This window comes from Amycolatopsis alba DSM 44262 (assembly GCF_000384215.1).
Classification (GTDB): Bacteria; Actinomycetota; Actinomycetes; order Mycobacteriales; family Pseudonocardiaceae; genus Amycolatopsis; species Amycolatopsis alba.
This window is the reverse complement of sequence record NZ_KB913032.1, coordinates 3,988,594-4,008,366: the sequence shown is the minus strand read 5'-3', so window position 1 is coordinate 4,008,366 and position 19,773 is coordinate 3,988,594. Positions and strand designations below refer to the sequence as shown.

The 19,773-nt window shown below is 68.8% G+C and carries 17 protein-coding genes; 7 read left to right on the top strand and 10 right to left on the bottom strand.

Translation table 11 applies throughout. The features are described from left to right. Positions 1-15 precede the first annotated feature (15 nt). Genes AMYAL_RS0119025 through AMYAL_RS0119005 form a run of 4 tightly spaced genes read left to right on the top strand, consistent with a single transcriptional unit; the run spans position 16 to position 3,300 of the window. Positions 16-507: a YbaB/EbfC family nucleoid-associated protein gene (locus AMYAL_RS0119025; RefSeq protein WP_020632895.1), complete on the top strand. Its 492-nt coding sequence runs from the start codon at positions 16-18 to the stop codon at positions 505-507. Continuing rightward, positions 504-1,994 (top strand): WXG100 family type VII secretion target, encoded by a 1,491-nt coding sequence (locus AMYAL_RS0119020; protein ID WP_020632894.1) that lies wholly within the window; start codon positions 504-506, stop codon positions 1,992-1,994. Before AMYAL_RS0119025 ends, AMYAL_RS0119020 begins: the two co-directional genes overlap by 4 nt. Beyond that, positions 1,991-2,707: a hypothetical protein gene (locus tag AMYAL_RS45970; RefSeq protein ID WP_020632893.1), complete on the top strand. Its 717-nt coding sequence runs from the start codon at positions 1,991-1,993 to the stop codon at positions 2,705-2,707. The genes AMYAL_RS0119020 and AMYAL_RS45970 overlap by 4 nt, the downstream gene beginning before the upstream one ends. Further along, the gene (locus tag AMYAL_RS0119005) at positions 2,707-3,300 is read left to right on the top strand and encodes a hypothetical protein (RefSeq protein WP_020632892.1); all 594 of its coding nucleotides are present in this window, start codon (positions 2,707-2,709) and stop codon (positions 3,298-3,300) included. Before AMYAL_RS45970 ends, AMYAL_RS0119005 begins: the two co-directional genes overlap by 1 nt. Before the next feature lie 159 nt (positions 3,301-3,459). On the opposite strand, the gene AMYAL_RS0119000 is transcribed toward AMYAL_RS0119005, so the two are convergent. From AMYAL_RS0119000 to glf, 5 genes are all read right to left on the bottom strand, one after another. Further along, positions 3,460-4,965, bottom strand: a complete 1,506-nt coding sequence (locus AMYAL_RS0119000; protein WP_026467227.1) for a hypothetical protein — start codon at positions 4,963-4,965, stop codon at positions 3,460-3,462. 89 nt (positions 4,966-5,054) lie between these two features. Further along, on the bottom strand, positions 5,055-5,447 hold the full coding sequence (locus AMYAL_RS0118995; protein ID WP_020632890.1) for a hypothetical protein: 393 nt from the start codon (positions 5,445-5,447) through the stop codon (positions 5,055-5,057). A 96-nt stretch (positions 5,448-5,543) separates the two neighbouring features. Then, positions 5,544-6,503, bottom strand: a complete 960-nt coding sequence (locus AMYAL_RS0118990; protein ID WP_020632889.1) for a decaprenyl-phosphate phosphoribosyltransferase — start codon at positions 6,501-6,503, stop codon at positions 5,544-5,546. Beyond that, complete coding sequence (locus AMYAL_RS0118985) at positions 6,500-7,015, bottom strand: phosphatase PAP2 family protein (protein ID WP_026467226.1); 516 nt, start codon at positions 7,013-7,015, stop codon at positions 6,500-6,502. Before AMYAL_RS0118985 ends, AMYAL_RS0118990 begins: the two co-directional genes overlap by 4 nt. After that, positions 7,008-8,234 carry a UDP-galactopyranose mutase gene (gene glf, locus AMYAL_RS0118980; protein ID WP_020632887.1) on the bottom strand — a complete coding sequence of 409 codons (1,227 nt, stop codon included), beginning with the start codon at positions 8,232-8,234 and terminating at the stop codon, positions 7,008-7,010. Before glf ends, AMYAL_RS0118985 begins: the two co-directional genes overlap by 8 nt. An 82-nt stretch (positions 8,235-8,316) precedes the next feature. Between glf and AMYAL_RS0118975 the strand changes: the two genes are divergently transcribed. Next, positions 8,317-10,326 (top strand): DUF6541 family protein, encoded by a 2,010-nt coding sequence (locus tag AMYAL_RS0118975; protein WP_020632886.1) that lies wholly within the window; start codon positions 8,317-8,319, stop codon positions 10,324-10,326. A 416-nt stretch (positions 10,327-10,742) separates the two neighbouring features. On the opposite strand, the gene AMYAL_RS0118970 is transcribed toward AMYAL_RS0118975, so the two are convergent. Further along, a complete protein-coding gene (locus AMYAL_RS0118970) occupies positions 10,743-11,636 on the bottom strand; it encodes an LLM class flavin-dependent oxidoreductase (protein WP_020632885.1) in 894 nt (297 codons plus the stop codon). An 82-nt stretch (positions 11,637-11,718) separates the two neighbouring features. Between AMYAL_RS0118970 and AMYAL_RS0118965 the strand changes: the two genes are divergently transcribed. Next, positions 11,719-12,519, top strand: coding sequence for a Cof-type HAD-IIB family hydrolase (locus tag AMYAL_RS0118965; protein ID WP_026467225.1), 801 nt, complete (start codon positions 11,719-11,721; stop codon positions 12,517-12,519). Here the strand turns inward: AMYAL_RS0118965 and AMYAL_RS0118960 are convergent. The 3 genes from AMYAL_RS0118960 to AMYAL_RS0118950 are packed head-to-tail and all read right to left on the bottom strand — an operon-like array spanning position 12,516 to position 16,342. Continuing rightward, the gene (locus AMYAL_RS0118960; RefSeq protein WP_020632883.1) at positions 12,516-13,247 is read right to left on the bottom strand and encodes a lysophospholipid acyltransferase family protein; all 732 of its coding nucleotides are present in this window, start codon (positions 13,245-13,247) and stop codon (positions 12,516-12,518) included. The genes AMYAL_RS0118965 and AMYAL_RS0118960 overlap by 4 nt on opposite strands. Positions 13,248-13,295: 48 nt before the next feature. Then, a complete protein-coding gene (wsfD, locus tag AMYAL_RS0118955) occupies positions 13,296-14,735 on the bottom strand; it encodes a glycan biosynthesis hexose transferase WsfD (RefSeq protein ID WP_026467224.1) in 1,440 nt (479 codons plus the stop codon). After that, on the bottom strand, positions 14,732-16,342 hold the full coding sequence (locus AMYAL_RS0118950; RefSeq protein ID WP_020632881.1) for a hypothetical protein: 1,611 nt from the start codon (positions 16,340-16,342) through the stop codon (positions 14,732-14,734). The genes wsfD and AMYAL_RS0118950 overlap by 4 nt, the downstream gene beginning before the upstream one ends. 292 nt (positions 16,343-16,634) lie before the next feature. On the opposite strand from AMYAL_RS0118950, the gene AMYAL_RS0118945 reads away from it, so the two are divergent. Then, positions 16,635-18,554 (top strand): DUF6541 family protein, encoded by a 1,920-nt coding sequence (locus AMYAL_RS0118945; protein WP_020632880.1) that lies wholly within the window; start codon positions 16,635-16,637, stop codon positions 18,552-18,554. 227 nt (positions 18,555-18,781) lie between these two features. Here AMYAL_RS0118945 and AMYAL_RS0118940 read toward each other — a convergent pair whose 3' ends face one another. Further along, a complete protein-coding gene (locus AMYAL_RS0118940) occupies positions 18,782-19,753 on the bottom strand; it encodes a lysylphosphatidylglycerol synthase transmembrane domain-containing protein (protein WP_020632879.1) in 972 nt (323 codons plus the stop codon). Positions 19,754-19,773 lie beyond the last annotated feature (20 nt).

Genomic DNA, 19,773 nt, shown 5'->3' with positions numbered 1-19,773 from the left:
GGTTGAGAGGAATCGATGGCTGACCAGGAAGCCAAGCTCGACGCGGCCATCCGGTCGTTTCAGGAGCAGGCCGCCAAAGCAGCGGAGCTGAAGGACAAGATCGCCGGGCTGCGCGGATCCGCGCGCAACGCCGACGGCTCGGTGACGGTGACCGTCGCCCCGTCCGGCGCGCTGCTGGGACTCCAGCTGTCCCCCAAGGCGATGAACCGCACGCACACCGCGCTGCAACAGGACATCCTGAACGCGATCAGGGAAGCCACGCAGCAGGCCGCGGCCGCGATGCAGCAGACCGTCCAGCCGATTCTCGGCGACCGGGCGGAGCAGTTCAAAGAGGCGTTCAACGCCCACGTCGAGCCGCTCGGGCCGAGCGCTCCCCCGCCCGCGGAATCCCTCGCCGGACCCGCTTCGCCCGTTCAGCAGCAGCCTGTCCGCACGCAGCGTCCGGCGCGCCCCGCTCCCGCCGATGACGACGACTTCGGCGGCCCGATCCTGCGGAGGGACTCATGACCGGCTTCGGCGTCCAGACGGAAGCGCTCACAGCGCACGCGACGGGCTCCAAAGAGGCGTCGGGGAACTTCGGCAGTCTCGCGAGCCTGCTGGAGCAGGCCAGGGTCTCCGACGACTGCTTCGGGCCGCTCGGCGAGCTGATGGCGTTCAAGTACTTCGAAGGCCTGCAGGAATGCCAGGACCTCGCCGAGCAGGCGAAGTCCTTCATGGACCAGATCGCCGACAAGACCACCACCGCGGCGAAGACCTACCTCGACCACAACCAGGGCACCGCCGAGGTCATCACCGGACTCGGCGCCGGACTGGACGACGGCGGCAGCGGCCCCGGCAGCCTCGGTGACCTCAACAGCGCCGGCGACTCCGGCCGCAAGGGGTTCTGGGAGCAGAACGGCGGCTACGGCAGCTCGTGGGTCAGCACGTCCTCGGACGTCGCCAGGGCGAGCAGCCCGCCGGACGTCGCGATCGCGGCCGTGCACGCGCGGATGGAACAGCTCCAGCTCGTGATGAGCCCCGGCCAGTCCTTTTTGGACAACGGGCTCGGTTTCCTGATCGGGATCGTGATCAGCCCGCTGGTCGAACTGGTGCTGGAACCCGCGATCGGCGACCCCGAGCAGATGCGCAGCACCGCCAAGGGCTGGGAACAGACGGCGAAATGGCTCGACGGCGTCGCCGAGCACGAGCAGAAGCGGGCCGACGGCACCAAGGAAGCCTGGAAGGGCGACGCCGGCGAGGCGTTCCGCGGCCAGATGACCGAGTTCTCGGGTGGCGCCAAGGCGTTCGCGAACGACGTCCGCGGGCTGCAGCAGATCCTGGAGATCGCCGCCGACCTGTTCGACGCGTTCGTCGAGATCGTCATCGACATCATCGGAGAACTGGTGATGGGCCTGATCATCGAGTGGCTGGCCGCGCTGGCCGCCTCGTGGATCACGGCGGGCGCCTCGGTCGGCGCGGCGGGCGCGGCGACGGCCGGTCAGGTCGCGGTGACCGGCGGACGGCTCGGGATGAAGGTCAAGCAGCTGCTCGGCAAGCTCAAGCCGTTGATCGAGAAGCTCGAAGACATCCTGAAGATGCTCCGCAACGGGCCGCTGAAGAAGGTCGTCGAGCGCGCCGAAGGCCTGCGGGACGGCAACTGGCTGCAGAAGCGGCTGGCCGACCAGATCGACAAGAACCCCCTCGCCAAGATCGTCACGAAGGCCAATCCGGCGACCGGGGCCTCCAAGACGGCCAACAAGTTCGCGGACCGGTTCGGCGTCGGCGGCGAGGGCTCGGACGCGCTCACCACGAACCTCACCGAGGCCGGCCTGCGGGCGATGGGCATGAGCGGGACGACCAGCGTCGGCAAGGCCGCTTTCCGCGGCAGTGCCGGTAACCTGACGGAGCTGGGCGTCGAGCAAGGCGTCAAGGCCGGTTACAACGAGTCGCAGGATTCGTCGTCCGAGGAAGAGCGCCGCGCGGCGACCGACAGAGGGTTCACGATCGAAGAATGAATCTCGGCTACCCGCTCGGGGCCGCGTCGCAGGCCCTGCCTTCGCTGCACCCCGGCGAACGGTTGCTGTGGGCCGCGTACGGCCGCACGCTGAACTACGACGTACGCGGCCTCGATCCCTGGGGTGTCCCGAAGAAGAGCGTGCTGGGCAAGATCGGCTCGGGCGCGGCGAACTTCGCCGGCGACATGGTCGGCGCGGCGCTGGGCGGGGGCGACGACAGCGGTGCGTCGAATCCGCCGTCACCGCAGGTCATCGTGCTCGGCGAGCAGGGCGGCATCGCGCACGCGGCCGTGCGGGAGATGTCCACCAGCGGTTCGCTTTCGCGGCTCTGGGCGCTGACCAGCACGCGGCTGCTGGTGCTGGAGAAGTTCGTCCCGCCTCCGGAGCCGTCGATGCCTGCCGAGAAGTCGTTCATGTCGAAGGCGATCGGGTTCGGCAAGGGCGTGGTCAAGACCGGCAAGGAGATCGCCGCGATCATGACCACGAAGACCTACGGCGAGAACGCCGAGGGCGTCCCGATCGCGCGGCACGAGATGGTGCCGCGCACCGAGATCCCGCGCGGGTCGATCGCCGGTTTCGCGGTGGCCGAACACGGCAAGAAGCGCCGCCCGTGTCTTCGTGCGTCCTTTGTGGACGAATCGGGGATGGATTTCCTTTTCGACTGCGACGATCCGCGGCAGTTCGCTTGGCTGTACTCGGTGACGGTGAGCTGATGGAGAACACGCTTCCGATCGCGAAGTCCGTCGACGAGATCGTCGAACGGGAACTGCACCAATTCTGGCTCGCGCCCGGCGAACGCCTGATCATCGGCTGCCCGCCGGCGCACGGCTACGTGGGTCTCCTGCTGGACGGGAAACTCACGCTTCCCTACGAGCCGTCACGGGAAACCCCGGCGGTGACAGGGAAAACCCGATGGCCGCTGCCCGCGCCGGACGTCCTCGAAGGCGACTGGACCGACGACCCCACGATCGCCTATTGGGTCATCGCGCGTTCGGCGGAGCAGACCGCCGCACGGCTCGCGGATCACCTCGCCGGTGGCCACGGTGAGGCGCGGCTGACGCTGTCCGACCGGCGGCTGGCCGTCGTGTACCCGGCGAAGCTGCTGGAAGGCGAGGATCCCGCCCAGCCGTTCCGGACCTTCGACGAGATGCCGTCAGGAGTCGTGCGGTCGGTGTCCGCGCTGTACCTGGGTCGGAGTTTCCCGGCGCGGCCGGTGCTCCAGTTCGTCTTCGCCGACGGTTCCGTGCTCTACCAGCGGGACATGCTGGCGGCCACGAAGGCCGACCGCGCCCACTCGCGCCGCTGACCCCTCCGTGCCGTCCGCTCAATCACGCGTGCCGTCCATCTGATCACGCGTGCCGTCCATCCGATGCTCGGCGGCAAAGGGTGGGTTCACGTGGCTGGAGGGACGACACGTGTGATTGAACGGACGACACGTGTGATCAGACGGACGACACGCGCGGGGTCAGCGGGCCGGGAGCAGGTAGAGGCTTTGGGTGCCCATCCACGGCGAGTGGATCGTCCAGGTCGCCAGCGCGTTCGACGGCGGGGTCTTACGGGTGGTGGCCAGCACCAGATCCGGGGTCGCGGGCGGGACGCTGTGGTCGAAGAACCGGAAGTTCGCCGCCAGCAACGCCTTGCCGAGGTCGCTGCTGCGGTTCTTCGTCTCGACGATCGCCGGATCGACCGAGCCGCGGTCGGAGAACTGGTCCACGATGTCGCAGTCGCAGGCATAGGCGAGCGCGCCGACCTCGCCCGCGCTTTCCACCTTGCGCCCCTTGGTCAGTTCGGCCAGTTGTGAGCCGATCCGGCGGTATTCGTCGGTCGCGGCGTGGTTGCTGGTGATGGGCGCGAACCGGCGCGGCAGTTCGGGGGTCGCGTAGGCGACGGCGCTCACGAGCAGGAACGCGCCGGCGAGGACCCCCGCACCGAGCCGGGCCCGGCCGGGGACCACGCAAGCGGCGGCGGCGAGGAAGATCGTCGCGCCGATGATGCTCGGCGCGTAATACCAGTGGTACGGCGGGACGTTCAGCCAGCAGTAGGCCAGATAATGTGCCGCACCGGCGATCGCGAGGGTCGCGAACGGCGCCAGCCGCTTCGCCCGCTCCGAACCGCGCCGGTAGTGGAATGTCCACAGCAGACCGGCGAGTCCGCCGATCACGAGCGGCAGAAAGGAAAGTGTCGCTTCGACCGGGAAGTTACGCCAATACAGCAGCGGGCCGTTGGTGAAACTGAACGGCCCCCACGAACGCTGCATGATCTTGATGACCAGGGTGTCCGGCACCGCCGAACCCAGCACCAGCCAGCTGAAGCCGAACCACGGCAGCATCACCGCGAGCGCGGCGAACGTCAGCCGCCAGATGCCCGCCCAGAATTCGCGGCGCGCGAGGAACAGCACGAACGCGATCAGCAGCAGGTCGATCCGGATCAGCGCGATCAGGCCGATCACCGCGCCCGCGGCGGCCGGACGACGTTCGTGCAGCATCACCATCAGCCAGACGACGGCTGTCGCGCCGAGGGTGACTTCGAGGCCGACCGACGACAGCAGCAGCGGGTTCACCAGCAGCAGACCCAGCGCCAGCGGGGCGAACCCGCCGGGAAGAGCCGTCGCGGCGCCGATCCGGCGCAGACCGAGGACGAGCAACACCTGACTCGCGACGAAGACGACCCCGGCGGCGAAGACGGCGTCGCGCGCGACGAACGTGACCAGCGCCAGCACGAGGACGTTCAGCGGCGACGTCGCGGTGTTGGCGGTGCCGTCTTCGATCAGGCCCCAATGGCCGTGGAAGGCGAGGTTCTTCGCATACGACAGCGTGATGTACGTGTCGTCGATCAGATGCCCGCTGACCAGCACGAACACCAGGGCCGAAGCCACCGCCGCCCCGGCTGGCAGTACCCAGGGGCGGGTGAGGACGGCGACTCCCGGCAGCGCACCGGAAGCCTGGGGCAGTTCAGCGGAGGCGCTTCGCATCACGAACACCGTACACGGTGCCGTGATGATTCCGTTACCTACCCTCCGTGGGACTCGTCACCTGCGACGGTCCCACGGACGGATGATCTTCAGTTCCCGTCGTGACGCCAGCCGCGGTCACCGGGGCCGTCACGGAAGTCTCGGTGCGCGTTGGGACCCGGACCACGGTGTTCGCGGGAGAAGCCGGGCCGATCGCCGTCGCGGGAAGCCAGGCCGACGGCGGTACCGATGATCCCGCCGCCGAGGATGAATCCGATGAGGCCGACCCCGACCAGCTGCGTCGCGCGATGCCCGGCGAAGCGCCGGAAACCGCCCTTCTTCGGCGGAGCCTGCTGCACGGGCACCCAGCCGGGCGGCGGCCCGGCGGGGGCGGCAGGAGTCTCGGCAGGGGTCTCAGCGGGTTTCTTCGCCGTCTCGTCACCGGCGACGGGCTGCTCGACCGTCTTGTCCTCGTCTTCGGACGGCCGCTGCGGGTCGCTCATCTTCGCTCCTAGGTCGATGGGAGCGGGCGCACTACCCGCTCCCATCACCGAGGATGCGTGCGCAACCTGTGGATGCGCTGTGCCGAAGCTGTCGAATCAGAGATAGAACGACAGGAACAGCGTGACCACCCAGCTCGCACCGAGCACCTGGAGCACGCGGTCCTTGAGCGCGATCTCCTCCGGCTCGCCCGCGTTGCCGCCGTCGACGTCGACGGCGTAGCGCAGGACGGCGACCACGAACGGGACCATCGAGACGACCGCCCAGACCGAGTCGTGCTCGACCTGGCGGATCTCGAACGCCCACAGGCAGTACGACATGATCAGGATCGCCGCGGACGTCGCCCAGACGAACCGCAGGTAGCTCGCCGAGTACTTCTTGAGCGAGGACCGGATCTTCGCCCCGGTGCGCTCGAAGAGCATGATCTCGGCGTAGCGCTTGCCCGCCACCATGAACAGCGAGCCGAACGCGGTGACCAGCAGGAACCACTGCGACATCGCGATGCCGCCCGCCACACCACCGGCGATCGACCGCATCAGGAAGCCCGAGCCGACGATGGCCAGATCGACCACCGGCTGGTGCTTGAGCCCGAAGCAGTAGCCCAGCTGGACGGCTTCGTAGACCGCCAGCACGACCGCGAGCTGCCAGCTGGCGAAGAACGAGATGCCGAGACCGAGGGCGAAGAACACCACCGCCGAGACGTAGGCCACCGGGACCGGCACGATCCCGGCCGCGATCGGCCGGTTCCGCTTGGTCGGGTGGGCCTTGTCCGCCTCGACGTCGACCGCGTCGTTGATGAGATAGACCGAGGAGGCCACCAGCGAGAACGCCGCGAAGGCGATCAGCGCGGCGACCAGCAGGCCGGTCCGGTCCGTCGACTTCGAAAAGGCGAAGAACGGTGCGGCGAACACCAGCACGTTCTTCACCCACTGGCGCGGGCGTGCCGTCTTGATGATGCCGCCGACGAGACCGCCGGCGACCTTCTTCGGTTCGGCGGCCCCGGCCACGGGATCTACGTCGTCAGGCTTGGAATCGGCCTTCTCGGTCGTTTCACTCATCGTCGCTTCAGCTTCCTACGTATCAAGCCGCCGACTACGCCCCCAAGGGCCGCTCCGGCCAGAACGTCGGTCGGGTAGTGGACGCCGAGCACGAGCCGGGAGGCCAGCATCGGCGGTACCAGGGCCGGGACCAGGTTACGCCCGGTCAATCCGGAGTAGAGCACCGCCGCCGCCGTAGTCGAGGTCGCGTGCGAGGACGGGAAGCTCAGCTTGCTCGGCGTGGAGACCAGGACCTCGACGCTCGGGTGGTCCGGTCGTGGCCGCCTGACCACGCGCTTCACCGCGATCGACGCGGCGTGCGCGCCGACGACGCCGACCGCCGCGACCAGCCAATCCTTGCGGCGCTTCTTGTCGACAGCGGCCCCGACGAGGCCCAGCGCGAACCATCCCGCGCTGTGCTCGCCGAAGTGCGAAAGACCCCGTGCCGCCTTCACCGTGACGTCGCTCTTAAGGACGCCCTGCGCCTTCGCGAGAACAGCCACTTCGCCCGTGGGCGCACCCTTCTCAAGCATCGAGGGACCCGTCCAGAGGCGCGCCATCGGTCAGGTGCGGCGCGATCTTGTTGTCGAACGCGGACAGCGCCGAGCCGATGGCCATGTGCATGTCGAGGTACTTGTAGGTACCGAGACGGCCGCCGAACAGCACGTTCTTGTCCTTGGCCTCGGCCTTCGCGAGCTCGCGGTACGCCTCGAGCTTCTCGCGGTTGTCCGGGGTGTTGATCGGGTAGTACGGCTCGTCGGCCTCACCGGCGAAGCGCGAGTACTCGCGGAACACGACCGTCTTGTCGTTCGGGTAGTGCTTGCGCTCCGGGTGGAAGTGCCGGAACTCGATGATCCGGGTGTAGGGCACTTCTTCGTCGTTGTAGTTGACCACCGAGGTGCCCTGGAAATCACCGGTCTCGACGACCTCGGACTCGAAGTCCACCGTGCGCCAGGTGAACCGGCCTGCGGAGTAGCCGAAGTAGCGGTCCAGCGGTCCGGTGTAGACGGTCGGGGTGCCGGCGGGGATGTGCTCGCGGACGTCGAAGTAGTCGACGTTCAGCCGCACCTCGATGTTCTCGTGCTCGGCCATCTTCTCGAGCCACGCGGTGTAGCCGTCGACCGGCAGGCCCTCGTAGGTGTCGTTGAAGTACCGGTTGTCGAAGGTGTAGCGGACCGGGAGCCGGGTGATGATGTCGGCGCCGAGGTTCTTCGGGTCGTTCTCCCACTGCTTGGCCGTGTAGGCCCGGATGAACGCCTCGTAGAGGGGGCGGCCGATCAGCGAGATCGCCTTCTCTTCGAGGTTCTGCGCGTTCGCGGTCTCGAACTCCGACGACTGCTTGGCGATCAGCTCACGGGCCTCGTCCGGCGTGTGCGACTTGCCGAAGAACTGGTTGATCAGCGCCAGGTTCATCGGCAGCGGGTAGACCTGCCCCTGGTACTTGCCGAACACCCGGTGCTGGTAGCCGGTGAACTCGGTGAAGCGGTTGACGTACTCCCACACGCGCTTGTTCGAGGTGTGGAACAGGTGCGCACCGTAACGGTGCACCTCGATCCCGGTCTCCGGCTCGGCTTCGGAGTAGGCGTTGCCACCGATGTGATGGCGCCGCTCCAGCACGAGGACCTTCTTGCCGAGCTCGGCCGCGGCCCGTTCGGCCACGGTCAGCCCGAAGAATCCGGACCCGACCACGATGAGGTCGTAGCCGGCGAAATCGGCTTCAGTAATCTTGTCGGGGTTCGTGTGCGCGCTCACGGGCGTCGAGGGTACGCAGGTCACCTCCGTGCCCTGCACCGAGCACCGGTTTTCACCTTCGACAGACACATTTTAGGAAGCAGTGCCTACTCCGGACACCTTCTGGTCGTACTTCGGTGCGACCGTCACGTACCTGGCCGTGCTGGCGATCCCCGGCGGACTCGTCGGCCGGGCCGCCGGCCTGCGCGGCTGGGCCCTCGCGGGGCTGGCCCCGCTGTTGTCCTACACGGTAACCGGCCTGGCCGGTCCGTGGCTGGCACTCGCTGGCGTGTCGTACAACCCCCTGACCGTGGCGGGCGTCACGGCCGTGCTCGCCGGGATCGGCTTCGGCCTCAGAAGGCTGGGCCAGAGCCGCGGCTGGATCAAGCCGGGCGCCGAGGAGCCGCCGACGAAGTGGCACCCGCGCGCGCACTACGCCGTCGCGGCCTGTGTGGCGCTGGCCGTCGGCATCTCGATCCTCGTGGTGCTCTCGGCCAGAGGCGGGACGACGGCGGTGTTCCAGCGCTGGGACACCGTGTTCCACGCGAACGGCATCCGCTACATCGCCGAGACCGGCGACGGCTCGCTGACCGGCATGGGCACCATCAACTGGTACCCGGACGGCTCGTTCTACCCGAACGCGTATCACCTGGTCGGCTCGCTCGTGTACTCGATTTCGGGCACGACGATCCCGGTCACGCTGAACGCCATCACCATGCCGGTCGCCGGGATCTTCGCGTTGTCGATGGTCGCCTTGATCCGCCAGCTCGGCGGGCGGGCGGTGTTCGCGGGCTGCACGGCACTGGTGGCCGCCGCGGCGACCACCGGCGCGTACGAATCGGTGTCGAGCGGGCTGCTGCCGTTCGCGCTCGGGATCGTGCTGACGCCGCTGGCCGTGGTCGCGCTGGCCCGGTTCCTCGCGCGGCCGGGCCTCGACACCGGCTACGTGCTCGCGCTGACCGCCGTCGGCCTGCTGGCGGCCCACTCGTCGGCGCTGTTCGGCGCGCTGCTGTTCGCCTTCCCGCTGGTGGTGCAGCGCTGGTACCGCGCGCTGCGGCGCAAACCGCTCGACGGGGTGCCGGAAGGCCGCGGCGGCTGGCGGATCATCGGCGGCGACGTCGTCAAGATGGTGCCGGTGATGGTGGGCAGCGGGCTGCTCGCGGCGCCGCACATCCTGGGCGCCCTGAAATTCACTTCGGGTTCATACCCTTATTACGCGTGGGGCTCGCAGCTGCCGGTGCTGAAGTCGCTGGGGCTGCTGGTGACCTTCCGGCAGGTGCTGAGCGCCCCGCAGGTGTGGCTGACGGTGCTGCTGGCGATCGGCGCGCTGAGCCTGTTCCGGCTCGGCCGGATGCGCTGGGTGGGGCTTTCGGCGATCGGTTTCTCGGCGCTGTTCGTGCTGGTCGCCTCGTTCGGCGCGGAGCCGTGGGTGATCTCGCTGTCGCGGCCGTGGTGGAACGACCGGTACCGCCTGATGGCGCTCGCCGCGATCCCGCTCTGCCTGCTGGCCGGGCACGGGATGGCGGAACTGCAGCGCTGGTTCGCGAAGTGGGCGAGCGGACGGTCCTGGGTGAAGAGCCGTCCCGCGCTGCCCGCCCGGCTCGGGCTGGCGACCGCCGTGTTCGTCGTGGCCGCGTCGGCCGTCCTGACCAAGGGCTTCTACACCGAGTCGAACGCGCACGCGGTGTCGTTCCTGTACTACAACGGGCCCGAGGGCGAGGTCACGCCGCCGGTCAGCGCCGACGAACTGGCCGCGATGAACGAGCTGACCAAGATGAACATCGGACCGGACGAGAAGGTGCTCAACGAGCGCTTCGACGGGACGGCGTGGCTGTACGCGATCACCGGCATCCACCCGGTCGCCGGGCACTACGACCCCGGCGTGCCGCCGCCGGACGCGAAGTACCTGGCGCTGCACTTCCGGGACTACGACACCGACCCCGAGGTGCAGGCCGCGGTGAAGCGGCTGAACATCAAGCATGTGCTGATCGGGAGCACGCCGATCAAGATCGGCGAGCCGCCGGCGCCGGGGCTGCGGGATCTGGACGGACTGAACTTCCTGCGCAAGGACTTCGGCAACGCGGGCGCTTCGATCTACACCCTGACCCGCTGACCGCCTCACGGTTCTCGAGGTTCAGGGCAAACCTGTCGTGCTCGGCTGCTCGCGCCTGCCGGCTTCGGGTGTCGCGAAAGCCACTTTCGGGACGTCTGATGTCGCGAAAGTGGCTTTCGCGACATGGGTGCTGCGGGAGCCGTTGGCCGAGGACCGAGGACCGAGGGCCGCGAGTGTGTCGTCCGGCTGATCACCCGCGTCGTCCATCCAGTCACGCGTGACCGCCCGAAAACAAATCAGCTCGCGTGGTCGCGGACTGCCCCTGCCGCGACCACGCGAGCCTCCGTCCCCCATTCACCCCCGGGGTGACCCATGAGGGGTAGCCGCCTGACGGCCACACCCACTCGCGGTACTTCCCTTCAGACGACAGATAGGCGGAACCGGTTGAGCTTGCCCGCCAATGTCACCCGATCGGCCTAAGAGTTTCTTCCCTGAAGTACCGGGAGTACGTCATTGACGACCTCTTCGAGCGTCGACTCGCGGCCGACGTAGTAGTCCCCGGATCGCGGCCAGTGCGTGACGATGTCGGTGAATCCGAGCTCACCGGCCCGTCCGGCCGCGTCGGTGAACGCGCCCACGCTGGAGAGGGAGAAGACCGGCGCCGAGTCGAGGCTCAGGAACCGCTGCACGCCCGCCTTCTCCCGGCCCACCGCCTCAAGCCGTTCGTCGAAGGTCTTCACGAGTCCCGCGACGCCCTTCCACCACTCGTCCTGGGTTTCCGATTTGATGCCGGTGGTGGCCCAGCCCGCGCCGAACCGCGCGGCGAGCGTCATCGTGCGCGGGCCGTTCGCGGCCACCAGGAACGGCAGCCGGGGCCGCTGCACGCAGCCGGGCAGGTTCCGTGCGCCCTTGGCCCGGTAGTGCTCGCCCTCGAAGTCGAAACCGTCGGTCATCAGCAGCCCGTCGAGCGCTTCGACGAACTCGGTGAAGCGGTCCGTGCGCTGCCTGGTCGACAGTTCCGGGCCGTCGAGGACGGCCGCGTCGTAGTGGGTCTGCGGGACGCCGGCACCCACCCCGAGGATGAACCGGCCGTCGGAAATGTCGTCGAGGGTGGTCAGCTCGCGGGTGAACGGCACGGGATGCCGCGCGCCCGGCGACGCGACGAAGGTGCCCAGTCTGATTTTCGACGTCACCATCGCGGCCGCCGTCAACGTTGGCATCGCACTGAACCACGGGCCGTCGACGAGATTCCGCCAGCCGAGGTGGTCGTACGTCCAAGCGTGGTCGAAGCCGTATTCCTCGGCGGCCCGCCATTTCGGCTCGGCCGCCCACCAACGATCTTCCGGAAGGATCACGATGCCTACGCGCACACGGGGGAAGGTACTGGTCCAGACCGACGCTTCGCCCGATGGGCGGATCTTCGGGGACAATGAACCGGTGGAAAAACCCCTTCTGATCGCGTCCGACGTCGACGGCACCCTGCTCGGCCCGATGGAGGTCCTGACCGAACGCACGATCGGCACCGTCCGGCGCGTCACCGAGGCCGGAGTGCCCTTTGTGCTGGTCAGCGGCCGTCCGCCGCGCTGGATCGCCCCGATCGCGAACCCGCTGGACCTGACCGGGTACGCGGTCTGCGCGAACGGCGCGGTGCTTTACGAGATCGGGACGGACCGGATCGTGGCGGTCCACGGCATGCTGGAACCGACGCTGCTGCACGACGCGGTGAGTGCTCTTGATCACGCTCTTCCCGGCTGCCGGTACGCCACGGAACGGATCGGCGAGTCCGCGCTCGACCCCGAAATGCGCAATTTCGTGATCGAACCGGACTATCACAACCCGTGGGGCGACAACGAGGGCACGCAGGCACCGCGGGCCGAGGTGCTCGGGCATCCGGCGATCAAGCTGATGATCAGCAGGCGCGGGATGACCTCCGACGAGATGGCGCGGGCGGCGCGCGAGGTGCTCGAAGGCTCGGTCGACATCACCTATTCGACGAACGCCGGCCTGATCGAGGTCTCCGCGCACGGCATCACGAAGGCGACCGGGCTGGCCGAGGTCGCCGAGCGGCTGGGGGTCCCGGCCGGGCGGGTGATCGCGTTCGGTGACATGCCCAACGACATCGAGATGCTCGGCTGGGCCGGACACGGGGTGGCGATGGCGAACGCGCACCGCCAGGTCCTGGACGTCGCCGACGAGGTGACCGCGCCGAACTCCGAGGACGGCGTCGCGCAGGTGCTCGAACGCTGGTTTTAGCGGCCTTCGCGGTCGAGCTTCGCGGCCTCTACCGGCGTCGGCGCGGTGCCGCCGAGGTGCGCGGGCAGCCACCAGCGCTCGTCGTCGGACGGCTTTTCCGGGTAGTCCGCCTGGACGCGGTCCACGAGCGCGGACATCCGCACGCGAAGGTCCTTCGAAAGGACTTCGGCGTCCTCGTCGGCCTTCGGGTGGATCGGCTCGCCGACGAGGATCGAGATCGGGACGTGGCGTTTGGTGAGGTCCTTCGGACGGCCCTTGGTCCACAGCCGCTGGGTGCCCCACAGCGCCATCGGCACGACCGGGACGCCCGCTTCGACTGCCATCCGGACGGCGCCGGACTTGATGTCCTTCACGGTGAACGACCGGCTGATCGTGGCTTCGGGGAACACCCCGACGACCTCTCCTGCCTTCAGCCGTTCGACGGCTTCCCGGTACGACGCGAGACCCGCGCCGCGATCGACGGAGATGTGGTGCATGCCGCGCATCAGCGGCCCGGCGATCCGGTTGGCGAAGATCTCCTTCTTCGCCATGAACCTGACCAGACGCTTCGCCGGCTGCGCGCCGAGGCCGCAGAAGATGAAGTCGAGGTAGCTCACGTGGTTGCAGGCGATGACCGCCCCGCCCGTGGCCGGGATGTGCTCGGTCCCCTCCACTCGGATGCGGTTGTCCAGCACCCGGAACATGAGCTTCGCCGCCATGATGACGGGCGGGTAAACGAGTTCGGCCATTCGACCAGGTTACGCTACCGTAGGGTAACCAACCTACGGTCGCGTAGGTCACATCGTCCGGCGCGCGAAAGTCGCCAGCGCCAGGACGACACCGAGCAGCGTGCAGTACAAGGCGATCACCTGGTGCTTGACGTTCTCCAGGCCGTCGCCCAGCGCGGCCAGCGCGAACTGCCCGGCGGCGACGGCCAGCAGGAACCCCAGCACGACACCCACCGCGTCGCGCCGGGTTTTCCAGCCACGCCAGGCCAGCAGGGCCCATATCGGCAGCAAGGCGAAGAAACCCAGCGGCGCCAGGGCTTTCGTGATGGTCGACATCACCGGGACACGGTATTCCTGTGCCTCCGGCGCGAAACCGGCCGACTGGTCGAAGCTGCCGAGGTAGGGCGGCCGCGCGGTGAGCAGATCGCCCGCCGCGCGGTCCAGGATTCCGACGGTGCGCCAGGGATGCGTCGCGAAGTACTCGATGACGTTGCGCCTGCTGATCCGGTCGCGGTATTCCGGGTACGCGGGATCCATCGTCGCGGGCTTCGCATGCCACCAGCCGTTGCCGGCGTACTGGCCGAACGAGGCGGGCAGGCCCAGCGCGGCGAGGTCGGCCCCGGTGTCGTGCCGACCGTCCACAATGGTCAGGAAGATCGTGTTGAACATGTTGATCTCGCGTGAATCGTCGCCAGGACGCGCGGCCAGGGAACCGTCGGGCAGCTTCGCCGGTTCGACGGTCTGCTGCGCGTAAGCCGTGCCTCCGGCGAGCGCACCGATGACGAACACCACGGGAAGCCAGCGCTTCAGTCCGCTGACCCCGGCCGGGCGGACGAGCAGCGCGGCGAGCGCGAGCAGCGGCAGGATCATCAGCGTCTGGACCTTGGCGTTGACCGCGATGACGCCACCGAAGAGAAGCACGGCCAGACCCGCGTAGCGCCACCATCCGGGCCGCGCGGAGACCAGCAGGCCGCCGGTGGCGAGCAGAAGTCCGAGGAACGCGGCGCCTTCGCCGAGCACGGAGGCGAAGTAACCGAAGAACGCGGAGTCCGCGACGACCAGCAGCAGCCCCGCGGCCACGAAGCCGCGGACACGACGCGAGTACGGCAGTCCGACGACGATCAACGCGACCGCCGCGGCGGCGAGGACGCTGGTGAGCACGCCGAGCACGACCAGGCTGAGCGTCGATTCGAGGCCGAGCAGCCCGCCGATCGATCGCGCGATCCGCGCGAACCAGCTCTGGGTCAGGAGATACGTGGCGTCGCATTCCCCCGCCGGCGCGGTGTAGGCGAGGCGCACGAACTGTTCCGGCTTGCCCTTCCACGGGATACCCGCGCCGCACAGCACGCGGAAGCCGTCGCCGTTGTCGGACATCGCGACCGGCCGCGGTACGAGGAAGCGGACGAGCAGCACGGTGAGCGCGGCGGCGAACACGCCGAGGCCGAACAGGCGCGAAGGTGCTTCAAGCGCTGCTGGTCGGCTGGGGGAAACGCGTTCGTCGACACTCACGAAGGGCACGGTACGTGGCGGAAATCGGGTGAGCGGTCGAGGGCCGCCCTCACCGAACGCTCGACGTCCGCCCGCAAGAACACGCTGAGCCAGGACGACGTTCCTTCACGCGCGAAGGTCGCGACGCGGTACCTCGCCGCGTACGCGGGGTCGATCGCGCAGGACTGCCTCGCCGAGTAGCCGCTGTCGGTGATGACGGCGATCGTCGGACGTCGCCGGGAGACGACGGCCTCGCCCGCTTCCTCGGTCTGACCGCGGACGCCGACGATCTGCAGCTGCGTCCCGGCGTGGTACGACAGCACACCGGGCGCGGACGTGCTCACGACCGAACCGGGCGGCAGGTAGGCGTCGAGCCAGCGGCCGATCTCCTCCAGCTGCGCGCCGTGGTCGTGCCAGGCACGCACACGGGCGAGCATCTCCGGGCTGAACACCGAGACCAGCACCGCGAGCCCGGACAACGCCAGCGCGGCGGCGGGCATCAGCCGCTGGACCCGCGGACGCGGCCGCGGGCTCGGTTTCGCGGTCGCGGTGAGCACGCCGTAGACCGACACGGCCGCCACCGAAAGCAGCGGCGGGATCGGCGCCAGCAGCCGCCAGGCAGGCCTCGCGTCGCCGCCGAAGAAGACCACGAAACCGGTGATCGCGACGGCGGTGCCGAGCATCAGCCAGGTCAGCGCCCTGGCCTCCGCCTCGTCCGGCGTCCGGCCGGTGCGGCGCAGGAGCAGCGCCACCGCCGCGACCAGGCCGAGCAGCAGGAACCCCTGATGGACCAGCGAGAAACCCGACAGGTACTGCCAGCCGCGGTCGATCCGGGACGGGACGTCGAGATCGAAGGGGATGACGACCGAAGTCGGCAGGACATGGTCGTAGTAGGTCATCCGCCACGCCGTCCACGGCGCGGCGAAGACGAGCCCGCCGAGCAGCCAGGCCGCCGGGGACCACCAGGTGTAGCGGCCGCGCAGGGCGCCGACGACCAGCCAGCCCCCGACGAGCACCGCGAGCAGGACCCCAGCCGGGCGCGTCATCATCGCGAAGGCGACGAGCACGCCCGCGACGACCGGGCGCCGGGCCGCGAGCGAGGCGAAGACACCGAACACGAGCAGCACGAACAACGGCGTTTCGGTGCCGGATCCGCCGTACGCGGCGAGCCCGCCGGCACCCGCGACGAGTACCGCGGCGGCCACCCCGCAGGCCGGGCGCGGCTCCCCAGCCGCCCGCTCGACCACCCGGTTCACCGTCACGTACGCGAGCAGGACGGCCCCGAGGGTGGCGAGGACGCCGAGCACGATCGCGGAGGTTTCGATATCGGCACCGAAAGCGGCCTTCGGCAACGCGATCGCGATCATCCAAAGGAAATTCGCGTAACCCTCGATCCGCTCGCCGGTGTTGAACACCGGACCATTGCCGTCAGCGATGTTCTGGACGTAGCGGAAAGTGATGTACGCGTCTTCCGCGATGGTCGAAAACACCAGCTGATGCACCAGGGAGAAACCGAGGGTGAGCAGCAGCGCGACCGCGCGCCAGTTCTTGTCCGCGCCGATCCTTGGCCAGGCCACCATGACGAAGATCGCGAGCACAGACCAGGCGAGGACGAGCGCGATCACCACCAGATCCCCACCCTCCCGTGCCCGGCCACTCCCCTGACGAAAGACTACGGTCAAGTATCGATCACGGAGCCAAGGTGTTTCTTTCGGCGCAGTCAATTGACACGAATGGGGGAATTGAGTGCGCACGGAGTAGGCGACGTTCCGCCGTTTTCCCCGTCGGGATGTGACTCCTTCGGGTAACGGCCTACAGCCGTTAATCTGACTCCCATTCCGTCCGCACCTCGGGGGTTCTGTGCGGATTTCCCACTCCGCTTGCAGACGCCGAGGAAGCCTTGTGCCCACCCAGACCTCCATGCTGACCGACGTTCTCACGGTCTGTGTCGCACTACTCGTCATCGGCCTCCCCGGTCTGCTCACCGGTCTCGCCGCCGGCCTGCGCGGCTGGGTGCTCGCGGGGATGACGCCGCTGCTGAGCTACGCCATCGGCGGTCTCGCCGGGCCGTGGACGGCCGCGATCGGCCTCCCGTTCACCCCGGTGACCTACGCGGCGGCGACGGCGTTGTTCGCCGGAGCCGCGTACGGCCTGCGACGGCTCACCCTGCGCCGATGGCCGCCCGCACCGGAGGAACCGCTCTGGGGACGGACAGGGCATCTCGCCGTCGGGGCGTGCCTGCTGCTCGCGGCCGCCGTCGGGATGTACGCGGTGGTGCGCGGGCTGGGCAAGCTGGACGCCATCCCGCAGGGATTCGACGCCGTGTACCACGCGAACGGTGTCCGGCAGATCGCCGAAACCGGCGACGGCAGCCTGTTCGGCACCGGCGACGTCAACTGGTACGGCGACGCGGCGCCGGTCTTCTACCCCAACGCGTACCACCTGCTCGCGTCCGTGATGTACCGGCTGAGCCCGGCGAGCATCCCGCTGACGCTGGACGTGAACACCGCACTGCTGCCAGCACTGCTGGCGTTGTCGCTGGTCACGATGGTGCGCGTGTTCCGAGGCCGGGCGGTGTTCGCGGGCGCGGTCGCGCTCGTCTCCATCGCTCCGGTGATGGGGCTGTACGAATCGATGAGCAGGGGACCTTTGCTGCCGTTCCTGCTCGGTCTCGCGCTGACCCCGCTGGCCGCCGTCGCGGTGAAGCGGTACCTCGACCGCCCCGCGCCCGACACCGGCTTCGTGCTGACGGCAGGCGCCGTCGGGCTCCTGTGCGTGCACTCGTCGGCGTTGTTCGGCGCGATCCTGTTCGCCGGCCCGCTGCTGCTGCAACGCTGGGCCGCGCCCGGTGAACGGTGGCGGCGGATCGGCCGGGACCTGCGGGCGCTGGCGATCGTCGGTGTCGTCGCGGTCGTCGTGGCGTGGCTGCAGCTGTTCGGCGCGATCGGCCTCGCGAACGGCGACGTGCCCTACCGCAGCTGGCCGGTCGAATGGCGGGCGACGACGGCGCTCGGGGCGCTGCTGGGCTTCCAGCACTACGAGCCCTATCCGCAGATCTGGCTTTCGGTCGCGCTGCTGCTGGGCTTCATCTTCTTCTCACGGGCGGGCGCGCTGCGCTGGATCGGCGTGACGGCGTTGCTCACCGGGCTCGCCTACATCGCGGTGACGTCGTCGGAGCAGCCTCTCGTGCTGGCGCTGTCCCGGCCGTGGTGGAACGACCCGTACCGGTTCATGTCGATGGCGGCGATCCCGCTGTCGATCATCGCGGCGCACGGACTCGCCGAGACGCAGGCGTGGCTGCGGGACACCGTGACCCTCCGGAAGGTGCCCGCTTTCGTCGTCGCGGTGGCGGTGTTCAGCGGGTTCGCCTTCGTGAGCAACGGTTTCTACGCGGGATCCAACGCGGCGAAGGTCGCGACCGGCTACGCGAACACGCCGGGGATCAACCCGCACAAGCTGCCGGTGAGCCCGGACGAGGTCGTGGCGATGGAGAAGCTCGCCGGGCTCGCGAAGCCCGGCGAGCGCGCGGTGAACGACCGGCTGGACGGGACGGTGTGGACCTACGCGCTTTCCGGCGTCCGGACCACTTCCGGGCATTTCGACGAGACGCTGCCGCCGTCGGACGCGCGGCTGCTGGAGGGGCATTTCCGCGAGTACCCGTCGAACGCCGCCGTGCAGGCGGCGGTGGAACGGCTGAACGTGCGGTGGGTGATCCTCGGGCAGTACGGCTACCCGACGGGTGCCCCGCGTCAGGCCGGGCTGCGCGATCTGGAGGGGCTGAACTTCGTGACCGAGGTGTACCGCAACGCGGACGCCGTCATCTACCGCCTGAACCCTTGACGCGTCTCCCGCCAGTAGGTGGCTGATCGCGGTCGTCACGGCCGCGTGTGTCGCGAAAGCCACTTTCGCGACACGCACCATCTCCCAGGACGTCGCCCAAGGTAGTGAAAGCCTCCTTCACTACCTTGAGGGTAGGTAAGGAGGCCTTCACGGACGCGGCGGGGGCTCCACGGGCGAGCATGTTGTGAAAGTGGCTTTCGCAACGTCGCCGGGCCCGACTGAGTCGGCTAGATGCGAGAGGTGACGAGGCGGGCAGAGAGGGCGGCGGCACCGGCGGTGATCAGGTCGGCGACGGTGAACATCACGCGCGAAGCGATGGCGAACGCCGTCGCCTGGACGACGGTGAGGCCCGACGCGGTCAGCACGGCGACCTGCGCGACCTCGCGGACGCCGACCCCGCTGGGCAGGATGAACGCGAACGTCCCGACGGTCATCGCGACGGCCATCGCGCCGACACACAGCACGAAACCGCTGAAGCCCGGCGTGCCGACGGAGTTCGCCAGCAGCCAGAGGTGCACGCCCTGCAACGCCCACGCCGCCGTCGACGAGCCGAAGACCTTCCCGACGACCGACCAGCTCAGCCGGTGGTCGAGCGGCGGGCGGCGCAGAATGCGCAGCACCAGCGAAGTGCCCCAGGTCAGCACCTTCGGGTGCAGCATCGCGAGACCCACCGGGATGAGCACGAACAGCCACATCGCGCGCGGGCTGTTGCTGAACACCGCGGGCGCCGCGAGCAGCGAGACGACCAGCGCGGACACCACGCCGACGCCGAGCTGGATCAGCGAACCGGTGAAGATGCGGGCCCTGGCGAGCCCGGCCTTGCGGCCCAGTTCCATCTGCAGCAGGTACGCCCACACCGAACCCGGCACGTACTTGCCGAGCGAGCCGACCAGGCAGATCTGCGCGCCCCTCGCGTAGCCGATCGGCTTGCCGAGGTCGTCGACCATGACCTGCCAGCCGTAGGTCGACACCATGATCGCGGCGATGAGCGCGAGCAGGCTCAGGGTGGAGGATTCCCACGCGACGTCGGACAACGTCCGCCAGAATTCACCCCAATTGGTGACGAGTGTCTTCGCCGCGAAAGCGACGACCAGCAGAATCGCGACCCAGCGGACGACGTCGAGAACCTTCGCCTTGGTGGATTTCGGCTGTTTAACACTTACCGAAGTGTCCTCTTCGGGCGTTTCGACAGTCGTCACTGAACCTCCTCTGCTGTACC

What these genes read in the sequence shown, in the direction of transcription:
- AMYAL_RS0119000 (WP_026467227.1), bottom strand. Translation starts at nt 4,965, where the DNA reads ATGCGAAGCGCCTCCGCTGAACTGCCCCAGGCTTCCGGTGCGCTGCCG.
- AMYAL_RS0118960 (WP_020632883.1), bottom strand. Translation starts at nt 13,247, where the DNA reads ATGGCCGAACTCGTTTACCCGCCCGTCATCATGGCGGCGAAGCTCATG.
- AMYAL_RS0119025 (WP_020632895.1), top strand. Translation starts at nt 16, where the DNA reads ATGGCTGACCAGGAAGCCAAGCTCGACGCGGCCATCCGGTCGTTTCAG.
- AMYAL_RS0119005 (WP_020632892.1), top strand. Translation starts at nt 2,707, where the DNA reads ATGGAGAACACGCTTCCGATCGCGAAGTCCGTCGACGAGATCGTCGAA.
- AMYAL_RS0118985 (WP_026467226.1), bottom strand. Translation starts at nt 7,015, where the DNA reads ATGCTTGAGAAGGGTGCGCCCACGGGCGAAGTGGCTGTTCTCGCGAAG.
- AMYAL_RS0118995 (WP_020632890.1), bottom strand. Translation starts at nt 5,447, where the DNA reads ATGAGCGACCCGCAGCGGCCGTCCGAAGACGAGGACAAGACGGTCGAG.
- AMYAL_RS0118990 (WP_020632889.1), bottom strand. Translation starts at nt 6,503, where the DNA reads ATGAGTGAAACGACCGAGAAGGCCGATTCCAAGCCTGACGACGTAGAT.
- AMYAL_RS0118945 (WP_020632880.1), top strand. Translation starts at nt 16,635, where the DNA reads ATGCTGACCGACGTTCTCACGGTCTGTGTCGCACTACTCGTCATCGGC.
- AMYAL_RS45970 (WP_020632893.1), top strand. Translation starts at nt 1,991, where the DNA reads ATGAATCTCGGCTACCCGCTCGGGGCCGCGTCGCAGGCCCTGCCTTCG.
- AMYAL_RS0119020 (WP_020632894.1), top strand. Translation starts at nt 504, where the DNA reads ATGACCGGCTTCGGCGTCCAGACGGAAGCGCTCACAGCGCACGCGACG.